The following is a 20,936-nucleotide window of genomic DNA, read 5'->3' as shown; positions in this document are numbered from 1 at the left end:
TGTTCATCGGGTTGTGGGTGGTCGCGCGTTGATCCGCCTCGTCATGCAGCTTCGGGGCGGGACGCTCGCCGCGTCGTGGGCGGTCGCGCGGGATCCGTCTCGTCATGCGGTCTCGGGGCGGGATGTTCATCGGGTTGTGGGTGGTCGCGCGTTGATCCGCCTCGACATACACCCTCGGGGCGGGACGCTCGCTGAGTCGTGGGTGGTCGCGCGATGATCCGTCTCGACGTGCAGCCCTGGGGCGAGACGCTCGCCGAGGCGCAGGCGGCCGCACGTGCCGCGGAGGACGCCGGCGCCGGGGTGGTCTGGGCCCCGGAACTGCACCGGAGCGCCTTCGTCACGGCGGCCGCGTTGGCCACCGCCACGTCGCGGATCGGCGTCGCCACCGGCATCGCCCTGGCCTTCGCCCGTAGTCCGATGCTCACCGCCCTGGCCGCCGCCGATCTCGACGAACTCTCCGAGGGACGGTTCCGGCTCGGGCTCGGCACCGGGGTCGCCCGGCTCAACGAGGACTGGCACGGGGTGCCGTTCGAGCGTCCGGTGCCCCGGCTGCGTGACACCGTCGCGATCGTCCGGGCGGTCCTGGCCGGCGGCGACCCGATCATCCACAGGGGCGTCCAGTCGATCCGGGTCCGCGGCTGGCGCCGGCCCTACCCGCCGGCCCGCCCGCGAATCCCGATCTACCTGGCCGGGGTCGGCCCCGCCATGATCGCCCTGGCCGGTCAGATCGCGGACGGCTGGATCGCGCACGAACTGTGCCCGCCGTCCGAACTTCCAGCACTGAAACGTGACGGCTTCGACGTCGTCGCGGCCGCCTGCTGCTCGGTCGACCCGGACCCGGGCGTAGCACGTCGCCGGGCGGCGAACGTGGTCGGCTTCTACGCCTCGGTCAAGTCCTACGCCCGCGGCTTCGAACGGGCCGGCTTCGGCGCGGTCGCCACCGCCGCTGCCGCGGCGCTGCACGGCGGTCGACAGGCCGACCTGCTCGGCGACCTGATCCCGGACGAGATGATCGATTACTACACGATCGCCGGCACCGCGGCTCAGTGCGCGGCCCGCCTGACCGATTTCACGGACCGCGCCGACGCGCTCAAACTCTCCCCGCCCTCCTACGGCCTGCCCGTCGAGGAGACCCGGGCCGCACAGCAGAACCTGCTCGAACTGGTCGGGAGCACGGCATGAAACCCCTCGAGAACCTTCGCACCATCGCCGTCGAGCCGTTCGGCGGGAGCGCGGTATGAGACCTCTCGAGAACCTTCGCACCATCGCGGTTGGGCAGTTCGGTGGGAGCGTGGCATGAGACCTCTCGAGGACCTTCGCATCATCGCGGTCGAGCAGTACGGCGCCGGCCCGTTCGGCTCGGTGCACCTGGCTGACCTCGGCGCCGATGTCATCAAGATCGAGGAACCGGGCACCGGCGGTGACGTCGGCCGCTACGTCCCGCCCTACCAGCACGGCGAGGACTCGCTCTTCTTCGAGACCTTCAACCGCGGCAAGCGGTCCCTGTCGCTGGACCTCGCGAGCCCCGCCGGCCGCGAGGTCTTCGAGGACCTCGTCCGCCACGCCGACGCGGTCTACTCCAACCTGCGCGGCGACGTCCCCTCCAAGATCGGAATCACGTACGACCAGCTCAAGCACATCAACCCGAGCATCGTCTGCTGCTCGCTCACCGGTTTCGGCATGACCGGGCCGCGCGCGCAACAGCCCGGGTACGACTACATCCTTCAGGGCCTGGCCGGCTGGATGGACCTGACCGGTGAGCCCGGCGGCCCACCCACCAAGTCCGGCCTGTCGATCGTGGACTTCTCCGGCGGCTTCGTCGCGGCGATCTCGCTGCTCGCCGGCGTGCACGCGGCCCGCCGCGACGGTTACGGCATGGACTGCGACCTGAGCCTCTTCGACACCGCGATCGGCATGCTCACCTACCCGGCCGCCTGGCACCTCAACGCCGGCTTCACACCCGCGCGCACCCGGCATTCCGCGCACCCGTCGCTGGTGCCGTTCCAGCTCTTCCCGGCCGCCGACGGCTGGATCGTGGTCGGCTGCGCCAAGGAGAAGTTCTGGCATCGTCTCGTCGACCTCCTCGACGACCCGGCGCTGCGGAACCCGCGGTTCGCCACCTTCGCCGACCGCCGCGAACACGCCGCGGAGTTGCTCCCCCTCCTCGAGGCGATCTTCGTGACCCGGAACGCGGCGGACTGGCTCGCCGAACTCGAACCGGCCGGCGTCCCGTGCGGACCGGTCAACGACGTCGAGGCCGCGCTGCGCGACCCGCACACGATCGCCCGCGGACTCGTCGTAGAGACCGAACATCCGCACTACGGCACGATCAGGCAGGTCGCCTCGCCGGTCCGGGTAGGCGACCAGACGCCGTCCTACCGCCGGGCACCCCGCCGCGGCGAGGATCTGGAGTACGTTGCTGACCTGCTCGGCTACCCGCCCGACCGGGTCGAGGCACTCCGGGACGCGGGAGCCTTCGGGTGATCGAGCAACGCGCCCCTGACGACCGGTCACCGGAGGCCCCCGGCGGCTGGCATGCCGCTCCGGGTGGCCGGCCAGAAGCTCCTGGCGGGCGGCCTGGGGCTCCTGGCGGGCGGCCCGGGGCTTCCGGTGACCGGCCTGGGGCTTCGGGCCGCCGGCCCGGGGCTTCTGGGGAACCGGCGGCGGTGACGCTCGCCAGGTGGGCGGCCGGGCTGGACTTCGACATGCTGCCCGCCCCGGTCGTCGAGGCAGCGCGTACCCACCTGGCCGACGCCGTGGGCTGCGCGGTCGCCGGGATCCGCCGAGGCGCCGCTGGCCCGGCGCTGACCGTCGCGGCGGGACTCGCCGGGCCGCCCGAGGCACGGCTCTTCACCGGCGAGCGGGTGGGCGCGGTCGCGGCGGGCTTCGGGAATGCGGTGGCGGTCCATGCGCTCGACTACGACGACACCCATCCGGGCGGGCTCGTCCACGCGAGCGCGGTGACCGTACCGGCGGCTCTGGCGATCGGGGAGCAGACCGGGAGCCGCGGCGCAGACCTGATCACCGCACTCGTCGTGGGTCTGGAAGTTGTCTGCCGGCTCGGCGCGGCCGCGCCGCACGCCTTTCACACGCGCGGCCTGCACGCCACCTCGATGTGCGGCCCGGTCGCCGCCGCCGTCACCAGCGGCAAGCTGCTCGGCCTCTCCACCCCCGCGATGATCCACGCGATCGGGATCGCCGCGAGCGGGGCGAGCGGCCTCCTGGAGTTCCTGCACAGCCCGGCCAGCACCAAGCAGCTGCACCCGGGGACCGCGGTGGCCAACGGCATCCTCGCCGCCCGGCTCGCCGCCGCTGGAGCCACCGGCCCGGCCGGGTCCCTCGACGGTCCCTACGGCCTGTTCCAAGCCATGACCGGCCGGGCACCCGACGAGGCGGTCCTGACCGGCGAGCTGGGCGAGCGCTGGGAGACGACCCGGATTGCGATCAAGCTGTATCCGGCGTGCCAGCTCACGCACGCCTCGATCGACGCGGCCCGGGCCTTCGCCGGGAGCCTGCCCGACACCGTGACCGTGACCCTGCACCCGGACGCCGTACCGATCGTGGCCGGGCCGGAGAAGCGTCGGCCACGCAGCGCGTACGAGGCGAAGTTCAGCGTGTACTGGTGTGTCGCGGCGGCGATCGTCGACGGGCGGGTCGGGCTGGACACCTTCGAGAACCTCGATCGGCCGGAGGTGCTCGCCCTCGCGGCCCGGATCGTCGTGCGCGTCGGTGCGGCCGACGGCCCGGCGGCCGCGGCGCCCGGGATCGTCACCGCTGCTGGGAGGCAGAGCATCGTTCCGTTTCATGCAGCCAGCCTCCCGCTTTCCCCGGCCGCTGCCGCCCTTCCTTCGGCCGGGGCACCCGTACTTCCGGCCGGTGTGGACGGCGAGGCCGCGCGGGATATTCGTGCCAAAGCCGTTGCCAACCTCGGACCGGCCGCCGACGCGGTGCTTGCCGCGGTCGGGACCGGGGCGGGCGCGGCCGGCCTGCTCGACGCGATCGAAGGGTGCTTGACATGACCGTCCAACTGCCGTTGGTGCCGGGCTATCCACGGCTCGTGGCCGCGCTCGGTGCCGCCGGCCTGAGCGTGTCCGACGTCGTGCACCTCACCGAGTATGCGAGCTCTTTTGACGGCCTGGACGCCGCTCGCGCGGAAGTTCTGTCCGGCCCTCCGGTGCCGGTGTCCAGGGTGCCGGTCGAGGCCGTCGTCGGTAGCGACGCGCCCTACGCCCTCGGGGTGACCGTCTGCCCGGGCGGCGGCGAGCCGGCCGGCGACGGCGTTCGGGTAGCCGACGGGGTCGCCTACCTGCCCGGCGTCTTCACCACCGAGGGCGACTTCCGGGAGCAGTACCGGTGGTGTCTGGACCGGATCGTCGGCCTGCTGGCCGGGGCCGGTCTCGGTCCGGAATCGCTGGTCCGGACGGTCGACTACACGGCGACCGCCACCCGCACCGAATATCCGCGCTGTGGGCGGCCCCGCAAGGAAGTGCTCGGCACCGGGCCGGTTCATCCGGGAGCGGCCGGGATCCTGGTCGACGCGCCGGTGGCACCGGGCGCCCGGGTCGCCCTGGACGCCATCGCCGCGACCGGCCCGCTGCAAGTGCTGAATCCGGGCTGGGCGCGATACGACACACTCACCTACAAACCGGCGGTCCGGGCCGGAGACAAGATCTTCGGTGCCGGGTTCGGGGCGCTCGACCCGGTCAGTCAACAGGCCCTGCACGCCGGCGACCTGACGGCACAGACCGCCTATGTCTACCGCGGCATCGAGGCCGTGCTGGCTTGCGGCGGTGCGACCGGCGAGGACGTCACGCATCTGGTGGAATACCTGACGCCGGCCGCCGTCGCGGACTATCCGGCCACCGCTGTCCTGCGCAAACGGCACTTCCCGAACGCGGTGGTCGACGCCCTCGTCTGCTCCGCGTTGCTGCGGCCGGAGTTCCTGATCGAGACCGTGCCGACGGCGGTGCTCAAGTGAGCAGCCTCCTGACGCCCGCGCTGGCCGCCCGGATCGGGGAGGAGGTGAGCTACACCGCCCCGGAGCCCCTGGGTCGAGCGGCGATCCGGTACTTCGCGCTGGCCACCGGCGATACCGACCCGGCTCACCTGGCCGGTGACGTCGCGCCGCCGACGCTGATCTGCGAGACCAATCAGTACGCGGGGCTGCCCCGGGACGCGGACGGCTATGCGGGGCACGGCTGGCACCTGATCGTGCCCGGTACCCGACTGGTGCGCGGCGGGAACTCCTACCGGTTCCTGCATCCGGCCGGACCGGACACGGTGATCACCGCGAAGTGGCGGCTCGACGACATCGCCGAGCGGGTCACCGGCAGCGGGAAACGGATGCTGGTGGTCACCTCGATCGCCGAGTACACCGACCAGGAGCGACGGCTGCTCGCCGTGAACGAGGAGACCCTGATCTATGTATCAGCGTGAGTGGACGATCGATCAGCCGGACATGATCGCGTACGCCGGGGCGACCTGGGACTGGCACAAGTTGCACTACGACGCGGACTATCTGGCCGAGCGCGGGCTCCGGAAACCGGTGGTCGACGGGCAGGTGTTCGGGGCCTATCTGGCGATCGCGCTACGGGAGTGGTTCCCCAGCTCCTCGATCTCCGAGTTGTCGTTCCGGTTCAAGAACCTCGTCTTCGCGGGAGAGACGATCCGCTGCGTGGGATCGGTCACCGCCTCCTCGGACGAGATTGTCGAGCTGGACCTGAGGGTCGAGGTCGTCGCGGACGGGCGGACCGCGGTCGCACCGGCCTCGGCGACCCTGCGGTTGCCGTGAGCGTCGCCATCGCCGGTGCCGCGGAGTGCGACCTCGGCAAGACCGGTAAGACGGTCCTGGAGCTGCAGACACAGGCGGTGACCAGGGCGCTGGCGGACGCCGGGCTGACGTTGGCGGACGTGGACGGGATCGCCACCAACGGGATCTCGCGGTTCTCCGCCACCCAGATCGCCGACTACCTCGGGATTCAGCCGTTCTGGTGCGACTCGACGTTCGAGGGCGGGGCGGTCTTCGAGATGTACGTGGCACGGGCGGCCCAGGCGATCGCGGCCGGCCAGTGCTCCACAGTCGTCATCTCGTACGCGAGCAACCAGCGCTCCGCCCGCAGCCGCAACCTGACCGGCGTCTACACCGAAGGCACACCGGAGGCGTCCTGGGAAGAGCCCTTCCGGCCGCTCTACCCGATCTCCTACTACGCGATGGTCGCCCAGCGGTACCTCCACGTGCACGGTCTGCGACGCGCGGACCTGGCCGGGGTCGCGGTGGCGGCCCGGGCACGGGCCCAGCGGAACCCGGCGGCCTGGACGTACGGGAAGGGGCCGCTCACCGTCGACGACGTGCTCGCCGCGGAGCTGATCTCGTCGCCGCTCGGGGCCCTGGACTGCTGCCTGGTCACCGACGGGGGCGGGGCGATCGTGATGACCTCGCTCGACCGGGCCCGGGACCTGCCACGCGAACCGGTGACAGTGCTCGGGTACGGGGAGAAACTGACCCACACGTCGATGACGTCCGCTGCCGACCTGCTGCGGACCGGGGCGATCGATACCGGACAGCGGGCGTTCGCCCGCGCGGGCCTGCGACCCTCGGAGATCGACGTGGTGCAGTTGTACGACTCGTTCACGATCTCGGTGCCGCTCGGGCTGGAGGCGCTGGGGTTCGCGGCGCCCGGTGAAGGGCTGGGCGTCACCGTCCCGCACAACACGACCGGCGGCGGCCTGGCCTACTGCCATCCCGGGCAGTTCGGGGTGCTGCTGCTGGTCGAAGCCGTGCGCCAGCTGCGCGGTGAGTGCGGGGAGCGGCAGGTCCCCGGGGCTGCCACCGCCCTGGTCCACGGGACCGGCGGGATCCTCTCCAGCCACGCGACCCTGATCCTCGGAGTGGACCGCCGATGATCGTGATCCAGAAATGCCTGGCCTGCGATCGCTGGCAGCACCCGGGCCGTCCGATCTGCCTGACCTGCGGTGATGCGGAAAACCTCGGGGATGCTCCGGTCACCGGCAACGGAAACGTCGACAGCTTCACCGTCGTGCACCGGGCGGCGGCACCGTACATCGTCGCCCGGATCCGGCTCGTCGAAGGCCCGATCGTGCTCGGCCACCTGGCCGACAACCCCGAACCTCGCTGTGACCAGCCGGTTCGGTTCGTCCATCGGGATCCGCTCCCGGTCTGGATCCCCGGTCATCATCACCCGCCGTCCACCAGGAGCAGATGATGGACTTCGAACTCAGTGACGAGCAGCAGCTGTTCCGCGACGTGCTGCGCGACTTCGTGGACCGGGAGATCCGCCCGGTCGCCAGGGAGTGGGAAGCCTCCGGCCGCTATCCCACGGAGATCGTCGAAACCATGCGGAAGCTGGGCCTTTTCGGACTCACCATCCCCGAGGAGTACGGCGGCCTGGGCACCGACATGATCAGTTTCGCGCTGGTCTTCGAGGAGATCGCCAAGGGCTGGATGGGCGTCGCCGGCATCCTCGGCAGCCACTCGCTGTCCTGCTGGCTGATCGCCCGGCACGGCACCCCGGAGCAGAAGGCCCGCTACCTGCCGGACCTGGCGACGGGCAGACGCCGCACCGGCATCGCCCTCACCGAACCGGACGCCGGCACCGACCTGCAGGGCATCACCACGACCGCGGTCCGCGACGGCGACTTCTATGTGCTCAACGGACGCAAGACCTGGATCACCAACGCCCGTCACGCCGACCCCCTTCCGGTCCTCTGCAAGACGTCCCACGAGGAGCCCGCTCACCGCGGCATGTCGGTGCTGCTGGTCGACGCCGGCACCCCCGGCTTCACCGTCGAACGTGACCTGCCCAAACTCGGCTACCGGGGCACCGAGTCGTGCGAGGTGCTACTGGAGGACGTCCGGGTGCCGGGAGCCCGGCTGCTCGGCGGGGTCGAGGGTCGCGGTATGCAGCAGGTGCTGTCCGGCCTGGAGACCGGCCGGCTCAACGTTGCCGCCCGCGCCCTCGGCATCGCCCAGGCCGCCTATGACGAGGCGTTGAGCTACGCCCGCTCCCGGCACGCCTTCGGCCAGCCGATCGGTGACTTCCAGGCTGTCCAGTTGAAGATCGCCGAGATGGCGTCCCAGGTCCAGGCCGCCCGCCTGCTGGTCTACTGGGCGGCCGCCCGATCCGACGGCGGCCATCGCGTCGACATGGAGGCCGGCATGGCCAAGGCGTTCGCCTCCGAGGCCGCGGTCAGCTGCGCGCTGAACGCCATGCAGATCCACGGCGGGTACGGCTACTCCAAGGAATTCATCGTCGAACGCCTCTACCGCGACGCCCCGCTCATGATGATCGGCGAGGGTACCAACGACATCCAGCGCGTCGTCATCGCACGCTCACTGCTCGCCGGCAAAGCGACGATCGGATGAGATCCTTCCTGTACGTGCCGGGGAACCGGCCGGCGATGCTGGCGTCAGCACTGAGCCGGGGCGCGGACGCGCTGATAGTGGACCTGGAGGACGCGGTCCCACCGGCGGAGAAGTCCGCGGCCCGCGCGGCGGTCTCCGAGTGGTTGTGGACGCTCCCGTCGGACGCCCCGGTCTGGGTCCGGGTGAACGCCGGTCCCGCCGGCCTCGACGACGCCCGTGAGCTGCTGACCCCCGGCCCTGCGGCTGTTCGGTCGGGGGGTGCTGTGCCGGCTTCGGCTCTGGGTGGGGTCTCCGGGCCTGCGGCTGTTCGGTCGGGGGGTGCTGTGCCGGCTTCGGCTCTGGGTGGGGTCTCCGGGCCTGCGGTTGCTCGGTCGGGGGGTGCCGTGCCGGCTCCGGTTCTGCCCGAGGTCTCCGGGCCTGCGGCGGCTTGCTCGGCGGGTGCCGCACCGGTCCCGGCCTTACGCGGGCTGGTGGTGGCCAAGGCGTCGCCGGATCAGGTGTTCGCCCTCGGTGAGCTGCTCAATGAGGCCGACCCGGGCGGTGCGCTGGGGATCGTACCGTTGCTGGAAACTCCGCAGGCGATCCTCGCCGCCGCCGAGATGGCCGCCGCGCCCCGGGTGACCCGGATGCAGATCGGCGAAGCCGACCTGGCCGCCGAACTCGGCGTCACCCCCGGCGAAGACGAGCGCGAACTCCTGCTTGTCCGCTCCACGGTCGTCCTCGCCTCGGCCGCTGCCGGGATCGAACCGCCGGCCGCCGCCGTCAGCACCGACTTCCGTGACCTCGACGCGCTACGCCGCTCCACCCAGGCCCTGAAACGTCTCGGATTCCACGGCCGCGCCTGCATCCATCCGGCCCAACTCCCCATCGTCCACGCGGTCTTCACCCCGTCGGAGTCCGAGATCGCCGCCGCCCGAGACCTGATCACCCGCTTCGACTCCGCCGCCGGCGGCGTCTGCCTCGACGCCCGCGGCCGCATGGTCGACCTCGCCGTAATCCGCCACGCCCGCCGGACCCTCGCCTACACCACCCATTCCTGACCCATATCTCGGCCAACCAGCCGCCGAACTCGTCAAGTCTCGCGCGTCATAACTGGGCGTCAGCCGGGAAGATCCACGCTCTGCGGTCGCGCCCGAACAGCTGGATCTGGCGCGATCCGGGTGACTGTCCGGGATCGCTCTCGTCCCCGCAGCGGCCGGAGCGCAGAACCCTCGTATGGGCCAACATGGGCGGATGGACGACCATGATCTGGTCCGCTACTTGACCCGGTGCATCGAGACGGACAACCACGCCTACGCGTATGTCCTCGACCGCTTCGGCGGGGAGGCGTTGCTCGACAGCCAGCTGCCGATGCTCGACATGGTCGAATCTCTTGCGCGGGACTGGCAGGCGATGGACCCAGCCGACGAGCGCTATGTCGGCCTGACACATGCACTGCGCGTGATTACCCAGGCATACTCGCGCCCTCTGGTCGAAGGGTAGGCGAGCTGTCCGCTGATCGCCGAGGCATTTCCGTGCCTTCTGGTCGAGGGGTGGGCGAGTTGTCCGCTGATCGCCGAGGCATTTCCGTGCCTTCTGGTCGAGGGGTAGGCAAACCGTTCGCTGTGGACACATGCGCTACGCGGGGTAGCGATTGAGCGCGTGCCGTGAGCGAAGTCAGATCGCCGTGGTCTCGGTTTGTCGAAGGATGGCGAGTTGGTGGTGGATGGCGGCCGTTGTCCGCTCCGCGTCCCCGGTCGCCAGCAGGTCGAGCAAGGCACCCCGGAGCACCGCGAGGGCGAGGGTCCGGCGAGCGGCGCCTTGCGGACTGTCTCTTTCCGACGGGGGCTGCCAGGCCCCCAGAACGGCGAGCCAGTCGTGCACCGTTGCCGCGGCGAAGCCGCCCCACACGCCCTGCGGGTCGACCAGTGAGCTGGTGTAGGTCTCGGCCCACAACTTGAGCAGCTGCCGATGTTCCGCGGCGGCCAGCCACGACCAGAGGTGCTCGACAGCGGTGACCAACCCGGTGACCGCGGGATCACCGGTTTTTTCGACGCGGCTGAGCATCGTGAGCTCGTCGACGCGGGCGCGGCCCAGCACCGCCCGCACGAGGCCCTCCTTGTTGCCGAAGAGGAAGACCAGGACCCGGGGGCTGGAGCCGATCGCCGCGGCCAGCGGACGCAGTGACAGGTGCGCCAGCCCGTGCTCGAGCGCATACCGGTAAGCGGCTTCGAGCAGCTCGGTCTTGCGCGCGGACGGGTTTGCCGTTTCCTGGGTCACCGCCATAGCCTACCCTCGACTGAAACAGTCGTTTCAGTCGAGGAGGAGAATCGCTCATGACGGCACTGCGTCGCCCGACCGCGAACGTCACCCTGCGCCCGGCTGACCGTCCAGGAGATCTGGGCTGGGTGGTCATGGCTCACGGCGAGGTCTACGACCAGCAGTTCGGATGGAACACCGACTTCGAGGCGCTGGTCGCGAAGATCGTCGCCGAGTACGCCGCCGGCCGTGACCCGTCGCGGGAGGCGGGCTGGATCGCCGAGGTCGACGGGGAGCGCGCGGGATGTGTCTTCCTGGTCGCCGGAGACGACCCTGACACGGCCAAGCTGCGCATCCTCCTGGTCACTCCGGGGGCGCGCGGCCACGGGCTCGGAACCCGCCTGGTCGAGGAGTGCCTGGCGTTCGCCCGCCGCAGCGGCTATCGCCGGGTCGTCCTGTGGACCAACGACGTTCTCGTGTCCGCCCGCCACATCTACCAGGCCGCCGGATTCAGCCTCACCGACCAGGCGCCGCACCACAGCTTCGGTCACGACCTCGTCGGACAGACCTGGAGCTTGCAGCTCTGACGCTCCGGCGGGCAATTCGCGGTCATGACTTCGTCGGGGAGACCTGGAGCCTGCAGCTTTGACGCTCAGGTGGGCCATTCGCGGTCGCGGCCTTGTCGGGCAGAGCTGGAGCTTGCAGCTCTGACGCTCCGGCGGGCAATCCGCGGTCGCGGCCTTGTCGGGCAGAGCTGGAGCTTGCAGCTTTGACGCTCTGGAGGGCCATTCGCGGTCGCGGCCTTGTCGGGCAGAGCTGGAGCCTGCAGCTCTGACGCTCCGGCGAGCAATCCGCGGTCATGACCTCGTCGGACAGAGCTGGGCCTTCCGGCTCCGACGCTTCCACGAGCAATCCGATGCAATGAAAAGCGAAATCTCGGCGAACCCAGGAAGGCATCGCTTACCACAATGACGTAAGAATTCCGGTTAATGCCGCTATATCGGATCGGCGCACCGGGGATCGCGCAGATTCGCCAGCAGGAGCACAATCCGATGCGTGGCACTACGTTATCTGAAGACCGTCCTGGTGGCTTTCAGTTGGTACGCCAACATCGTCCTTCTCTGTTTCCTCAACTCACGGCTGCCCTACGATGACCACGACTGCGACTCTGCCTTCATGTGTCTCACCGCCTTGGATGGCGCGCGGCTGCTGTTCCTCGTGATCTCCTGGCTTCTCGGCGCCTCGATGGTCGCGGCGCTGCTACTCGCGGTGCCGGTGTCGCGCACTATCGACTCGGTGCTCAAGGCCGGGACAATGACCGCGCTGGGCGGGATAATTGCTGCGGTCATGCTCGGATTGCTTTGGGCCTTCACGCTTGCTTGAACCCTGAAGCGACAAATCACCATATCGCTATTAATGGCCCGAGCAAAGGTAAGCGGAAAACAAGGAAGCATGGACACGAGCGCGGCTCCCGAAAACCCGATCCCTTAATGCGACCGTCGAGATCGAGGCGAGTTGTGGTTGCCATATGGGCACAGTCTGCCAAGATCTCGGAAGGCTGAGCCTGAGGCGCGGCCCGCAATCGCCCGCGCGGAAGGCAGCGCGACGAGGAGGAGATCATCCGCGTCGAGGCGCTCGCCGCGGGGGAGAATGCGGGAGGATGCGGGCATGCCTCTGCTGACCCCGGACGAACTGCTGACCACGACCCGATCCGTGCGCAAGCGCCTCGACCTCGACCGCCCGGTGCCGATGGACCTCATCCGCGAGTGCCTCGAGGTCGCCCTGCAGGCGCCGAGCGGCTCCAACCGGCAGTCGTGGCACTGGGTGGTGGTCACCGAGCCCGCGCGCCGGGCGGCGGTGGGCGAGTTCTACCGCAAGGCGGTCGAGTCGTACCTCGCCTCCGAGGGGGCGGCCGGCAAACTGTTCGCTACCGACGCGTCGCGGGGTCCGGTGCAGCGCCGGGTCGGTGACAGCGTCGCCTACCTCGGTGAGCATCTCGGCGAGGTTCCCGTGCTGGTGATTCCCTGCCTGCGTGTCGCCGGCGGCCGGCTGCCCGCCGGCAACCAGGCCGGACTGTGGGGGTCGCTGCTGCCGGCGGCGTGGAGCTTCATGCTCGCGGCCCGCGCTCGCGGACTCGGTACGGCCTGGACGACGCTGCACCTGACGTACGAGCGGGAGATCTCCGAACTGCTCGGCATCCCGGACGACGTCCGCCAGGGCGTGCTCATTCCGACCGCCTATCACACCGGGGAGACGTTCCGCCGGGCCGCGCGGCAGCCGCTCGACGAGGTGTTGCACGTCGACTCGTGGTGATTCGCCCGCTTGGAACTCGCCGGTGACGACGACCGCCGGCGGCAATCTTGATCTTGAGGGATCAGCGGGTTGCGGGAGATCGCCGGGGCGGTACGCTCACGCGATGTTCGACGAGGCTGTTGTGGTGGGAGTCACGGCGTTCTGCGAGTCCGCGGAGCCGTCGTCCGGCGACGAGATCAAGGCGAAGCTGCTCAGCGGCGGTCTCGAGCCGTGGCTGGCGGAGCGGCTGACCTACTTCCTGCCGCTCGCCTTCGGGCGCCGGATGCTCGGCGGCGTCCAGGTCGACGAGACGTTCCTGGACGGGGAGACCCGCCGCCGCCTCGACCGTGACCCGGTCTACCAGGCCGCCGCGAGGCGGGCCGGGGTCGCCGTGGAGGGCGAGATCGCCCGGATCGGTGGGTACAGCAGCGAGGTCTCCGCGGTCAGCCAGGCCCTGCACGGCGGTGCGCAGCTGGCGGACCTGAAGCTCGGACCGATCGCCCTGGACCCGGCGCTGCAGCCGCTCGGGACCGGCAGCGGCGGCGTGCCGTCGCCCGCGACCGTGTTCGCGCACTGGATGGCGGCCTACGGCGTCGCGATCGGGGACGACCTCAAGCTGGGCGAGGCCGAGTTCCGGGCGACCCTGGCGGCGCAGCCGCGGCCGACGCCCGAGCTGGTCGTGGCGCAGGTCAACTTCGCGGTCAACCACCCGGCGCTGGCCCGGCCGTGGATGGTGGAGAGCTGCGTCGGCGTGGCGCCCACCTGGCGGGACGCGATCTTCCAGACCCTGGCCATGTTCGAGCGGGCCGTGGCATACCCGGTGATCGCCGCGCTGCTGGACCGGAACGCGGCCGCCGAACACGTGCACATCGAGCGCTACACGCACCCGGCCGGCGAGTTCGAGCTGCTCCTGGGCGCGCAGGTGGACCTGTTCGCGACCGAGCCGGTGCCGTCCGCCGAGCCGCTGCTCGACCAGCTGCTGACGGCGCTCAAGGACGTGCCGCTGAGCCGGGCGGTGCACGCGCTGCGGTTCTTCACCGCGTACCAGGACGGGCAGTTGCTGACCAACGAGGTGTTCCTGGACGGCGAGCCGTGGGAGGCCGGCATGAAGGTGACCGCCGCCGCCGGCGCGCCGCTGCCCGCCGGTCCGGTCGGCGTGCGGGTCTTCGCGTTCCTGGTCCCCGCCGAGTGACCCACGGCGGGCACGGCCGGGTCCCCCGCATCGCCGTGTTCCGCACTCCGGGCGGGCGGCGTCCGGTCACGGCCGCCCGCTGAAGCAAAACCAGCGAAAACCAGCCCGCTGCCGCCGGCGTCCGCGTCCGCTCACCCTTGAGCCAATTCCCGGGTACGCCCGATGGAGTCCCGCTTCCAGGCCTTTCGGCCCAACCCCAGTGGGTGTCCCGCGCGGCGCCCACTGACCCTCGACCCCGGATCCGCGATGGGTGGCCACCCCACGGGCTGAGCGAAGCCCGCTCACGCTTCTGGTGACAATTGCTACTGACGCCGCCCGGCCCCTCTCGGCCAGGGTGGACGCACGAGCCGCCCGAGTCGGGGCCGGCCGGGAGAGGGCGTCGGTGGGTCGGAGGTCGCGTAGGTCCACGCCGCGGCGTGCGGGATCGTCGCAGGTGGATTCGTCAGCGGAGGTCGCATCAGGATCCGGAGGCTCCGCGCCGGAGCGGCCGGACTGGCGTCTGCCGATCGATCTGGGTCATGTGACCGCGGTCGGTTCGGTCCTGCTCGCGGTGGTGTTCCTGGTCAAGGCCTTCGCGGTGGCCAGGTATTCGCTGACGACCACGACCGGGCTGATCGCCGCCGCGCCGTTGCAGGTCGTCCTCGGAACCATCTCCATCTATTCGTACGTCGTGATGCCGGCCCTGGCCCTCGGGCTCGCATGGCTGGTCGTGTCCTGGTGGCGGGATCCGGAGCGAGCGAGTTTCCCGGCGGCGACCTGGACCATCGCGCTCGGGATCATCGTGCTGACCACGCTGATGTCCCCAACCGAATTCTTCCTGGTCGGCCTGGCCTTGGTGGCCGTCTCGGTCCGGCTCGAACTGGGAATCCGGCGGGCCCTGTCGCCGAGCGGGCCCGCGGCGTGGTGGGAATCGGCCGCGCGATGGGCGTTGCTGGTCTTCGCCGTGGCGGCCGTCTTGAGCGCGGGCAGCTTCGGGTCGCCGGGCCGCCGGACGTTCTCCGTGCTGGAGGCCACGTCGTCGGACGTTCGAACGTCGGGGTTGGTTCTGGTCGGAGCCGTCGTCATCCTCGACGCGGTGCTGGCACGCCGGCGCAGGCTGTCCCGGTCCGGTGGGTTCCCGTGGATGGTCGACGGCGCGCCCGCGCCGCAGTCGGTCCGTGGCAGAGCCGCACGCTGGCTGCGGGGTCGCACGTTTCTCGTGCTGGGCTCGGTCGTGATGACCGCCTACCTGGTGCACACGGTGGACATTCCGTGGGTGCCCGCGCAGATCTTCGTCCTCAAGTCGCCCGTCGAGATCTCGACCCAGGACAAGCTGGTCGCGCCGCGGGTCCTGGCGATTCAGCGGGTGGGAGCGATGGAAGGCTACCTCCTGGCGGAGAACGACAATTTCGCCACCGTGCTCGAGGCCGACAGCCGCCGGATCATCCGTATCCCGATCGGCGACCTCGCCGCGACGCCCTACTGCCACCGCGACCGTGAGCAGCTACCTGGAAAGCCCCCACTGCTGCAGTCGGTGCAGGGCGCCAGGTACAACTCGCCCAACATCACCTGCGAGACCCTCCGGGAAGCCCTGGTACCGCCTCGGGGGATCGCGTTCGTGAAGGCCGGGCCCGATCCGGCCGACAAGACCGACTCGGTTCTCGCCGGGGCCGGGTGGGACGGCGCGATCGGGCTGTGGCATCCGGCCACGTGGCAGTCGCTGGGCAGCGTGCCCGCACCCGCGCCGCCGATGACCGACCGGGTCGAGGCGCCACCCGAGTCCGGCCAGGTCCCCTACCCTCTCGCCGTCAGCGGCGACAGCGACCGGCTGGCGGTGGCCTCTCCCGACGGTCAGGTGCGTCTCTGGACAACCTCGCCTTACGGCAAATTGCCGTTCGGCAAGTCGCCGACGGCGCTGTCCGCCCGCCGGGGTCTGACGAACCGCCCGGTCGCGGTCAACGCCCTGACGTTCAACCCCGACGGCAGCCGTCTCGCCGCCGCCGCCGGGGACACGGTACGGGTGTGGAGCATCATCGACACCACCAAGCCGCTGTACGAGTTCACCCCGAATCCGGGCGTCCAGATCAATGCCATCGCCTTCGCCGAGAAGGGCCGGCGACTGGCCGCCGGGGGTGACGACGGCCAGTTGCGGCTCTGGGATCTTGCCGAGCCGGGCAGCCCTTCCATCACCGTCCCGGTCTTCCGGGGTTCCGCAAAGCAGACCCCGAACCGTCCGAACACGGTCTGCGCCCTGGCCGTCACCCCCGACGGAGCGACCATCGCCGTGGCCGGTGGACGCCGAGACGTTGCCCGCAAGCGTTTCAGCGAGCCTTACGACCCCGACGCGGACCTCCGGGTCTGGACGATCGCTGACCTGGTCGGCAATCGCGACACCGCCCCGAGGATCACGGCCAATGAGCAGGGCGGTGCCGTGAACGTGCTGGCGTTCAGTCCCGACGGCAGGCTCCTTGCGAGCGGTAGCAGCGATGCCACCGTCCGGCTCTGGGGCAGCGCGGACCTCACGTCCGAGCACCCGCCTCCGGACCCGTCTCTGCACGCCGTCAAGGATCCGCTGACGGGCCACACGGGTGCCGTCAATGCGCTCGCCTTCAGCCACGACAGCAAGGTTCTGGCAACCACCGGCACCGACCAGACAATTCGTATCTGGGACGTGGCGTCGTCCCCTCGCGGGCGGTCGACGACGCGCGACGTGCTGAGCCCGCCCGGTCCGGTGAGACCCGACAAGTAGGAAGCTCCGGTATGGCGCGGCCGGGCCCCGCGCGGAGAGCACCTCGCGCGAGACCCGGACGGGGCGTGGCCCGGGAGGGCTGTGGGCGGGACTCCGTATTCGTACTGGAAAAGGGTTTTGCTAACCGTGCGTCGCGTGGGATTCCCAGGTGGAGTACATCGCGGCGTATCGGCCGCCGGCCGTGATCAGCTCATCGTGGGTGCCGGCCTCGAGGATGCCGCCGTCGTCGACGACGATGACGCGGTCGGCGCGGCGGGCCGTCGAGAGGCGGTGGGCGACCAGAATCGCGGTGCGGCCCTCCAGCAGCTGCTGCACGGCGGCCTCGACCCGCAGTTCGGAGCGCAGGTCCAGGCTGGACGTCGCCTCGTCGAGGACGACCACCCGCGGGGCGGCGACGAAGACCCGGGCCAGGGCGATCAGCTGGCGCTCGCCGGAGGAGACCGACTGGCCGCGTTCGTGCAGGATCGTGTCGAGGCCGTCGGGGGAGCGGTCGACCAGGTCGCGCAGGCCGACCGCGTCGACCGCCGTCCCGACCTCGTCGTCGGAGGCGTCCGGACGGGCGAACGCGATGTTGTCACGCAGCGTGCCGGCGAACAGGAACGGCTCCTGCGGGACCACGCCGACCTGCCGGTGCAGCGAGTCCAGGGTGACTTCCCGCAGATCGTGGCCGTCGATCAGGACCGCGCCACGGTCCGGGTCGTAGAGGCGGGCGACCAGCTTGGCGAGGGTGGACTTGCCGGCGCCGGTCGGGCCGACGCACGCGATCGTCTCGCCGGGGGCGATCCGCAGGGTGACGTCGCGCAGCACGGGGCGATCCGGCTCGTACCCGAAGAAGACCTCGCGCAGCTCGATGCCGCCGCTCGCCGGCGGCAGTTCAAGAGCATCGACCTTCTCCGGTACGCCGGCGGCCGTCCCGAGCAGCCCGCGAAGCTTGCCGAGCGCCGCCCTGGCCTGCTGATAGTTGGTGTAGAGCTGGACGAGCTGCTGGACCGGCTGGAAGAACGCGTTCAGGTAGAGCACGAACGCGGTCAGCTCCCCGATGGTCAACTCGCCGTGCAGCACCTTCCGGCCGCCGATGCCGAGCAGCGCGGCGAGCCCGAGCAGGCCGATCACCGAGCTGCCCGGGCCGTAGACCGCGTTGATCCGGCCGGTGTGGTCGTTGGCGTCCCGGTAGGCGCCGACCACCTCGCGATGGGCCACGACGCTGCGGCGCCGCTGGTTGTGCGCGGTGATCACGCGAACGCCGTAGAGGCTCTCCGAGAGGTGTGAGAAGAGCGCCGCGATCGCGTCCCGCTGCCGGTTGTAGCCCTGGTCGGCGGCGTTCCGGAACCAGATCGACAGCCCGGCCAGCGGGGGCAGCACCAGCAGCAACGTGATCGCGGCCAGCTCCGCGTCGTAGTGCACGAGCACCGCGGTGACCACGATCATCGTCAGGCCCTGGATCAGGAACTGGGCGAATCCGTCCTGCAACAGCTGCTGGAGCGCCTCCACATCGGAGGTCATCCGGGTCATCGTGACCCCGGCCTTCTCCCTGGTGTAGAAGTCCAGGCTGAGCCGCTGCAGGTGGCTGAAGACGCGAACCCGCAGGTCCCGGGTGGCGTACGCGGCGAGCCGCCCGCTCTGCCGGATCCGCACCCCGGAGGCGACCGCGGTGAACCCGACCGCGGCCACGAACGCCACCGCCGCCGCCACCAGCACCGGCACGTTCCGGGCCACGATGCCGTGGTCGATGCCGATCTGCACGAGCAGCGGCCCGGCCTGCAGCAACAGCGCCTCGACGAGGACCGCGATCGCCGCCGTCGTGAGGACCGCAGGCCGGTTGGCCAGCAGCGACCAGAGGGTGAGCTTCCTGGGGTCGGGCTGCTGACGGAACTGGTCGCGTGGCGCGGCCTCGGCGGGCTCGCTCGATTCCAGGCGGGCGACGCCGGCGGCGAGTTCGGGCGGGATGCCGGCGAACGGGGTACCGGACTGCTGGCGGTCGCGGCGGCCGGCACCGACGCCGCCCATCCCGCCGATCGGGCCGGTGCCGGGACCACCCCCAGGGCCGCCGAACCCGCCTCCGAACATGCTCATGCCGTCACCTCCGCTTCGCTCCGGCGCCGACATGAGCCAACAACTGAGCCAACCGATTCGCTCGCAAGCTCGCTCATGCCGTCACCTCCTTGGTCGCTGCGAGCACCCGGGCGTACCGGGGCTCGGTCGTGAGGAGCTCCGCATGTGTCCCGTCGGCGATCACGCGACCGTCGGAGATCAGGAGCACCCGGTCGGCGAGGCCGATCGTGGCGAGCCGGTGTGCCACCATGATCGTGGTGCGGCCCGCCATCAGGGTGCGCAGCGACTCGTGGATCTCGTGCTCCACCCGGACGTCGACCGCGCTCGTCGCGTCGTCCAGGATCAGCACCGGCGGGTTGACCAGCAGGGCGCGGGCGATCGCGACCCGCTGCCGCTGCCCGCCGGAGAGGGTGTAGCCCCGCTCGCCGACCACCGTGTCGTACCCCTCGGGAAGCTGCTGGATGAACCCGTCGGCGCCGGCCGCGACCGCCGCCGCGACGACCTCTTCGCGGGTGGCCGCCGGCCGCCCGAAGGCGATGTTGTCGTGCAGCGACACCGAGAAGAGGAACGGTTCGTCGGGGACGATGCCGACCCGGTCACGCAGCGTTTCGAGGGGGTAGTCGCGGACGTCGACGCCGTCGATGCGCACCTCGCCCGCGGTGACGTCGTAGAAGCGGGCGGCGAGGCGGCCGATGGTGGACTTGCCCGACCCGGTGGAGCCGACCAGCGCCACGGTTTCGCCGGGCCGGATGTGCAGGTTCAGACTGTCCAGGGCTTCCGTTCCGTCGGGGTAGTTGAAGCGGACATTCCGGAAGTGCAGCTCGCCATGGGGGAGCGGAGTGACGGGCTCGGCGGAGTCCACGATCTCGGCGGGAGTGTCCAGGATGTCGTAGATGCGCCCGGCGGAGGCGGCCGCCCGCTGGCCCATCATGATGATCATGCCGAGCATCCGGAACGGCGGCTGCAGCATCAGCACGTAGGAGTTGAACGCGACCACGGTGCCCACCGTCGCGTACCCGCGCGGCACCATCAGGCCGCCGACCAGCAGGACCAATGCCAGGCCGAGGCGGGGCAGGTTGTCCATCACCGGGATCCACCGGCTGCGCAGCCGTGCGTCCGTCGTGTACGCCCAGCGGACCCGGTCGGCCGCCCTCGCCAGCGTGTCGACCTGCCGCTGCTCGGCGGCGAACGCCTTGACGATCCGGACGCCCTGGATGTTCTCGTCGACCACGGTGGCGACCCCGGCCAGGCGGGACTGGATCAGCCAGGAGACCGGGAAGATCGCCTTGCGCATCCGGACGCCGAGCACCGCGATCATCGGCATGGTCACCATCGCGACCACGGCCAGCACCGGGTTCACCGAGACCATCAGGGCGAACGCGATCACCGCGATGGTGCACTGGACCAGGATCGACGGGCCGAACGTCAGGTACATCTGTACGGCGCGGATGTCGGAGGTCGCGCGGGACATCAGCTCGCCGGACTGGACGCGGTCGTAGAAGCCGTACGACATCCGCATGAGGTGGCTGAAGACGATGTTGCGCAGGTCGTACTCCAGCTCGTACGCGGTGCGCAGCAGGTAGAGCCGGGCCAGATAGTTGATCACGCCCTGGGCGAGTGCCAGTCCGGCGATCAGCCAGACGTACCCGGCGAGCCCGGCGGTCCGCTCGACCAGCGCCCGGTCGATGCCGATCCGGACCAGGTTGGGGATCTGCACCTGCACGATCAGCCCGGCGAAGGAGAGCGTGAGCGAGGTGATCAGCAGTGCCCGATGAGCCTTGAGCAGCGGCCACGCGCGGCGTAACCAGGTCTTGGCGGGGTCGGGGTGGATGGCGGCCCGTGGGGCGCGGCGTGGGACGGCTGGCAACGGCGCTCCTTACGGCGGTGGATTGTTAGTTAGCCTAGCTAACGAGCTGGTCGAGAAGAACCGTGTTTATAGGTATCAACGAATCGTCACCAGATCCTTGCCCGTTGTGCCCGGTGGGCGCACGATGATCGGCATGACGGCGGGAAACCTACGTCCGGGCGCTGCGCCGCCGATGGTCGGGTGT

The 20,936-nt window shown here is 70.5% G+C and carries 19 protein-coding genes and 1 pseudogene; 17 read left to right on the top strand and 3 right to left on the bottom strand.

Annotation, left to right across the window (positions count from 1 at the left end; all coding sequences use genetic code 11):
- The first annotated feature begins 213 nt into the window (after positions 1-213).
- The 12 genes and pseudogenes from CHC09_RS18945 to CHC09_RS18890 all read left to right on the top strand — a co-directional run bounded on the left by CHC09_RS18945 (position 214) and on the right by CHC09_RS18890 (position 9,865).
- Positions 214-1,182 carry an LLM class flavin-dependent oxidoreductase gene (locus CHC09_RS18945; protein ID WP_239138716.1) on the top strand — a complete coding sequence of 323 codons (969 nt, stop codon included), beginning with the start codon at positions 214-216 and terminating at the stop codon, positions 1,180-1,182.
- Positions 1,183-1,296: 114 nt separating this feature from the next.
- Positions 1,297-2,484: a CaiB/BaiF CoA transferase family protein gene (locus tag CHC09_RS18940; RefSeq protein ID WP_089294455.1), complete on the top strand. Its 1,188-nt coding sequence runs from the start codon at positions 1,297-1,299 to the stop codon at positions 2,482-2,484.
- A gap of 182 nt (positions 2,485-2,666) precedes the next feature.
- Positions 2,667-4,019 carry an MmgE/PrpD family protein gene (locus CHC09_RS18935; RefSeq protein ID WP_239138717.1) on the top strand — a complete coding sequence of 451 codons (1,353 nt, stop codon included), beginning with the start codon at positions 2,667-2,669 and terminating at the stop codon, positions 4,017-4,019.
- Positions 4,016-4,978, top strand: a complete 963-nt coding sequence (locus CHC09_RS18930) for a RidA family protein (RefSeq protein WP_089294454.1) — start codon at positions 4,016-4,018, stop codon at positions 4,976-4,978. Before CHC09_RS18935 ends, CHC09_RS18930 begins: the two co-directional genes overlap by 4 nt.
- Positions 4,975-5,436, top strand: a complete 462-nt coding sequence (locus CHC09_RS18925; RefSeq protein ID WP_089294453.1) for an FAS1-like dehydratase domain-containing protein — start codon at positions 4,975-4,977, stop codon at positions 5,434-5,436. The genes CHC09_RS18930 and CHC09_RS18925 overlap by 4 nt, the downstream gene beginning before the upstream one ends.
- Positions 5,423-5,791: a MaoC family dehydratase gene (locus CHC09_RS18920; RefSeq protein WP_089294452.1), complete on the top strand. Its 369-nt coding sequence runs from the start codon at positions 5,423-5,425 to the stop codon at positions 5,789-5,791. Before CHC09_RS18925 ends, CHC09_RS18920 begins: the two co-directional genes overlap by 14 nt.
- Positions 5,788-6,903, top strand: a complete 1,116-nt coding sequence (locus CHC09_RS18915) for a thiolase C-terminal domain-containing protein (RefSeq protein WP_089294451.1) — start codon at positions 5,788-5,790, stop codon at positions 6,901-6,903. The genes CHC09_RS18920 and CHC09_RS18915 overlap by 4 nt, the downstream gene beginning before the upstream one ends.
- The gene (locus CHC09_RS18910) at positions 6,900-7,223 is read left to right on the top strand and encodes a Zn-ribbon domain-containing OB-fold protein (protein WP_089294450.1); all 324 of its coding nucleotides are present in this window, start codon (positions 6,900-6,902) and stop codon (positions 7,221-7,223) included. The genes CHC09_RS18915 and CHC09_RS18910 overlap by 4 nt, the downstream gene beginning before the upstream one ends.
- The gene (locus tag CHC09_RS18905) at positions 7,223-8,383 is read left to right on the top strand and encodes an acyl-CoA dehydrogenase family protein (RefSeq protein WP_089294449.1); all 1,161 of its coding nucleotides are present in this window, start codon (positions 7,223-7,225) and stop codon (positions 8,381-8,383) included. The genes CHC09_RS18910 and CHC09_RS18905 overlap by 1 nt, the downstream gene beginning before the upstream one ends.
- Positions 8,380-8,622 (top strand): annotated as a pseudogene (locus CHC09_RS48845) (aldolase/citrate lyase family protein); the annotation flags it as partial. The gene CHC09_RS18905 and the pseudogene CHC09_RS48845, both read left to right, overlap by 4 nt.
- Positions 8,623-8,766: 144 nt before the next feature.
- Positions 8,767-9,423: an HpcH/HpaI aldolase/citrate lyase family protein gene (locus tag CHC09_RS47675; RefSeq protein ID WP_244911606.1), complete on the top strand. Its 657-nt coding sequence runs from the start codon at positions 8,767-8,769 to the stop codon at positions 9,421-9,423.
- A gap of 193 nt (positions 9,424-9,616) precedes the next feature.
- Positions 9,617-9,865, top strand: a complete 249-nt coding sequence (locus CHC09_RS18890) for a hypothetical protein (protein WP_089294448.1) — start codon at positions 9,617-9,619, stop codon at positions 9,863-9,865.
- 174 nt (positions 9,866-10,039) lie between these two features.
- On the opposite strand, the gene CHC09_RS18885 is transcribed toward CHC09_RS18890, so the two are convergent.
- Positions 10,040-10,642, bottom strand: coding sequence for a TetR family transcriptional regulator (locus CHC09_RS18885; RefSeq protein WP_239138719.1), 603 nt, complete (start codon positions 10,640-10,642; stop codon positions 10,040-10,042).
- Positions 10,643-10,698: 56 nt separating this feature from the next.
- Here CHC09_RS18885 and CHC09_RS18880 point away from each other — a divergent pair, with 56 nt between their 5' ends.
- The 5 genes from CHC09_RS18880 (at position 10,699) to CHC09_RS18860 (ending at position 16,833) form a co-directional block, all read left to right on the top strand.
- Positions 10,699-11,208, top strand: a complete 510-nt coding sequence (locus CHC09_RS18880) for a GNAT family N-acetyltransferase (RefSeq protein ID WP_089294446.1) — start codon at positions 10,699-10,701, stop codon at positions 11,206-11,208.
- Positions 11,209-11,677: 469 nt separating this feature from the next.
- The gene (locus CHC09_RS18875; protein WP_089294445.1) at positions 11,678-12,004 is read left to right on the top strand and encodes a hypothetical protein; all 327 of its coding nucleotides are present in this window, start codon (positions 11,678-11,680) and stop codon (positions 12,002-12,004) included.
- A gap of 285 nt (positions 12,005-12,289) precedes the next feature.
- Positions 12,290-12,934 (top strand): nitroreductase family protein, encoded by a 645-nt coding sequence (locus CHC09_RS18870; protein ID WP_089294444.1) that lies wholly within the window; start codon positions 12,290-12,292, stop codon positions 12,932-12,934.
- 103 nt (positions 12,935-13,037) lie between these two features.
- Entirely contained in the window at positions 13,038-14,105 is a 1,068-nt protein-coding gene (locus CHC09_RS18865) for a DUF6348 family protein (RefSeq protein WP_089294443.1), read from the top strand.
- Between the two features lie 433 nt (positions 14,106-14,538).
- Positions 14,539-16,833 carry a WD40 repeat domain-containing protein gene (locus tag CHC09_RS18860; protein ID WP_143232417.1) on the top strand — a complete coding sequence of 765 codons (2,295 nt, stop codon included), beginning with the start codon at positions 14,539-14,541 and terminating at the stop codon, positions 16,831-16,833.
- Positions 16,834-16,953: 120 nt separating this feature from the next.
- Here the strand turns inward: CHC09_RS18860 and CHC09_RS18855 are convergent, their stop codons facing one another.
- A complete protein-coding gene (locus tag CHC09_RS18855; RefSeq protein ID WP_089294441.1) occupies positions 16,954-18,906 on the bottom strand; it encodes an ABC transporter ATP-binding protein in 1,953 nt (650 codons plus the stop codon).
- Between the two features lie 73 nt (positions 18,907-18,979).
- On the bottom strand, positions 18,980-20,752 hold the full coding sequence (locus tag CHC09_RS18850; protein ID WP_089294440.1) for an ABC transporter ATP-binding protein: 1,773 nt from the start codon (positions 20,750-20,752) through the stop codon (positions 18,980-18,982).
- Positions 20,753-20,936: the final 184 nt, after the last annotated feature.

This window comes from Actinoplanes regularis, assembly GCF_900188005.1.
GTDB classification, from domain to species: domain Bacteria; phylum Actinomycetota; class Actinomycetes; order Mycobacteriales; family Micromonosporaceae; genus Actinoplanes; species Actinoplanes regularis.
Note: the sequence above shows the minus strand (reverse complement) of the source record. Positions and strands in the feature narration are given on the sequence as shown.

Bases quoted from the DNA above. Each gene is read 5' to 3' on its own strand.
- CHC09_RS18905 (WP_089294449.1), top strand. From the start codon at position 7,223: ATGGACTTCGAACTCAGTGACGAGCAGCAGCTGTTCCGCGACGTGCTG.
- CHC09_RS18940 (WP_089294455.1), top strand. From the start codon at position 1,297: ATGAGACCTCTCGAGGACCTTCGCATCATCGCGGTCGAGCAGTACGGC.
- CHC09_RS18880 (WP_089294446.1), top strand. From the start codon at position 10,699: ATGACGGCACTGCGTCGCCCGACCGCGAACGTCACCCTGCGCCCGGCT.
- CHC09_RS18855 (WP_089294441.1), bottom strand. From the start codon at position 18,906: ATGAGCATGTTCGGAGGCGGGTTCGGCGGCCCTGGGGGTGGTCCCGGC.
- CHC09_RS18865 (WP_089294443.1), top strand. From the start codon at position 13,038: ATGTTCGACGAGGCTGTTGTGGTGGGAGTCACGGCGTTCTGCGAGTCC.
- CHC09_RS18920 (WP_089294452.1), top strand. From the start codon at position 5,423: ATGTATCAGCGTGAGTGGACGATCGATCAGCCGGACATGATCGCGTAC.
- CHC09_RS18910 (WP_089294450.1), top strand. From the start codon at position 6,900: ATGATCGTGATCCAGAAATGCCTGGCCTGCGATCGCTGGCAGCACCCG.
- CHC09_RS18890 (WP_089294448.1), top strand. From the start codon at position 9,617: ATGGACGACCATGATCTGGTCCGCTACTTGACCCGGTGCATCGAGACG.
- CHC09_RS18930 (WP_089294454.1), top strand. From the start codon at position 4,016: ATGACCGTCCAACTGCCGTTGGTGCCGGGCTATCCACGGCTCGTGGCC.
- CHC09_RS18870 (WP_089294444.1), top strand. From the start codon at position 12,290: ATGCCTCTGCTGACCCCGGACGAACTGCTGACCACGACCCGATCCGTG.
- CHC09_RS18945 (WP_239138716.1), top strand. From the start codon at position 214: ATGATCCGTCTCGACGTGCAGCCCTGGGGCGAGACGCTCGCCGAGGCG.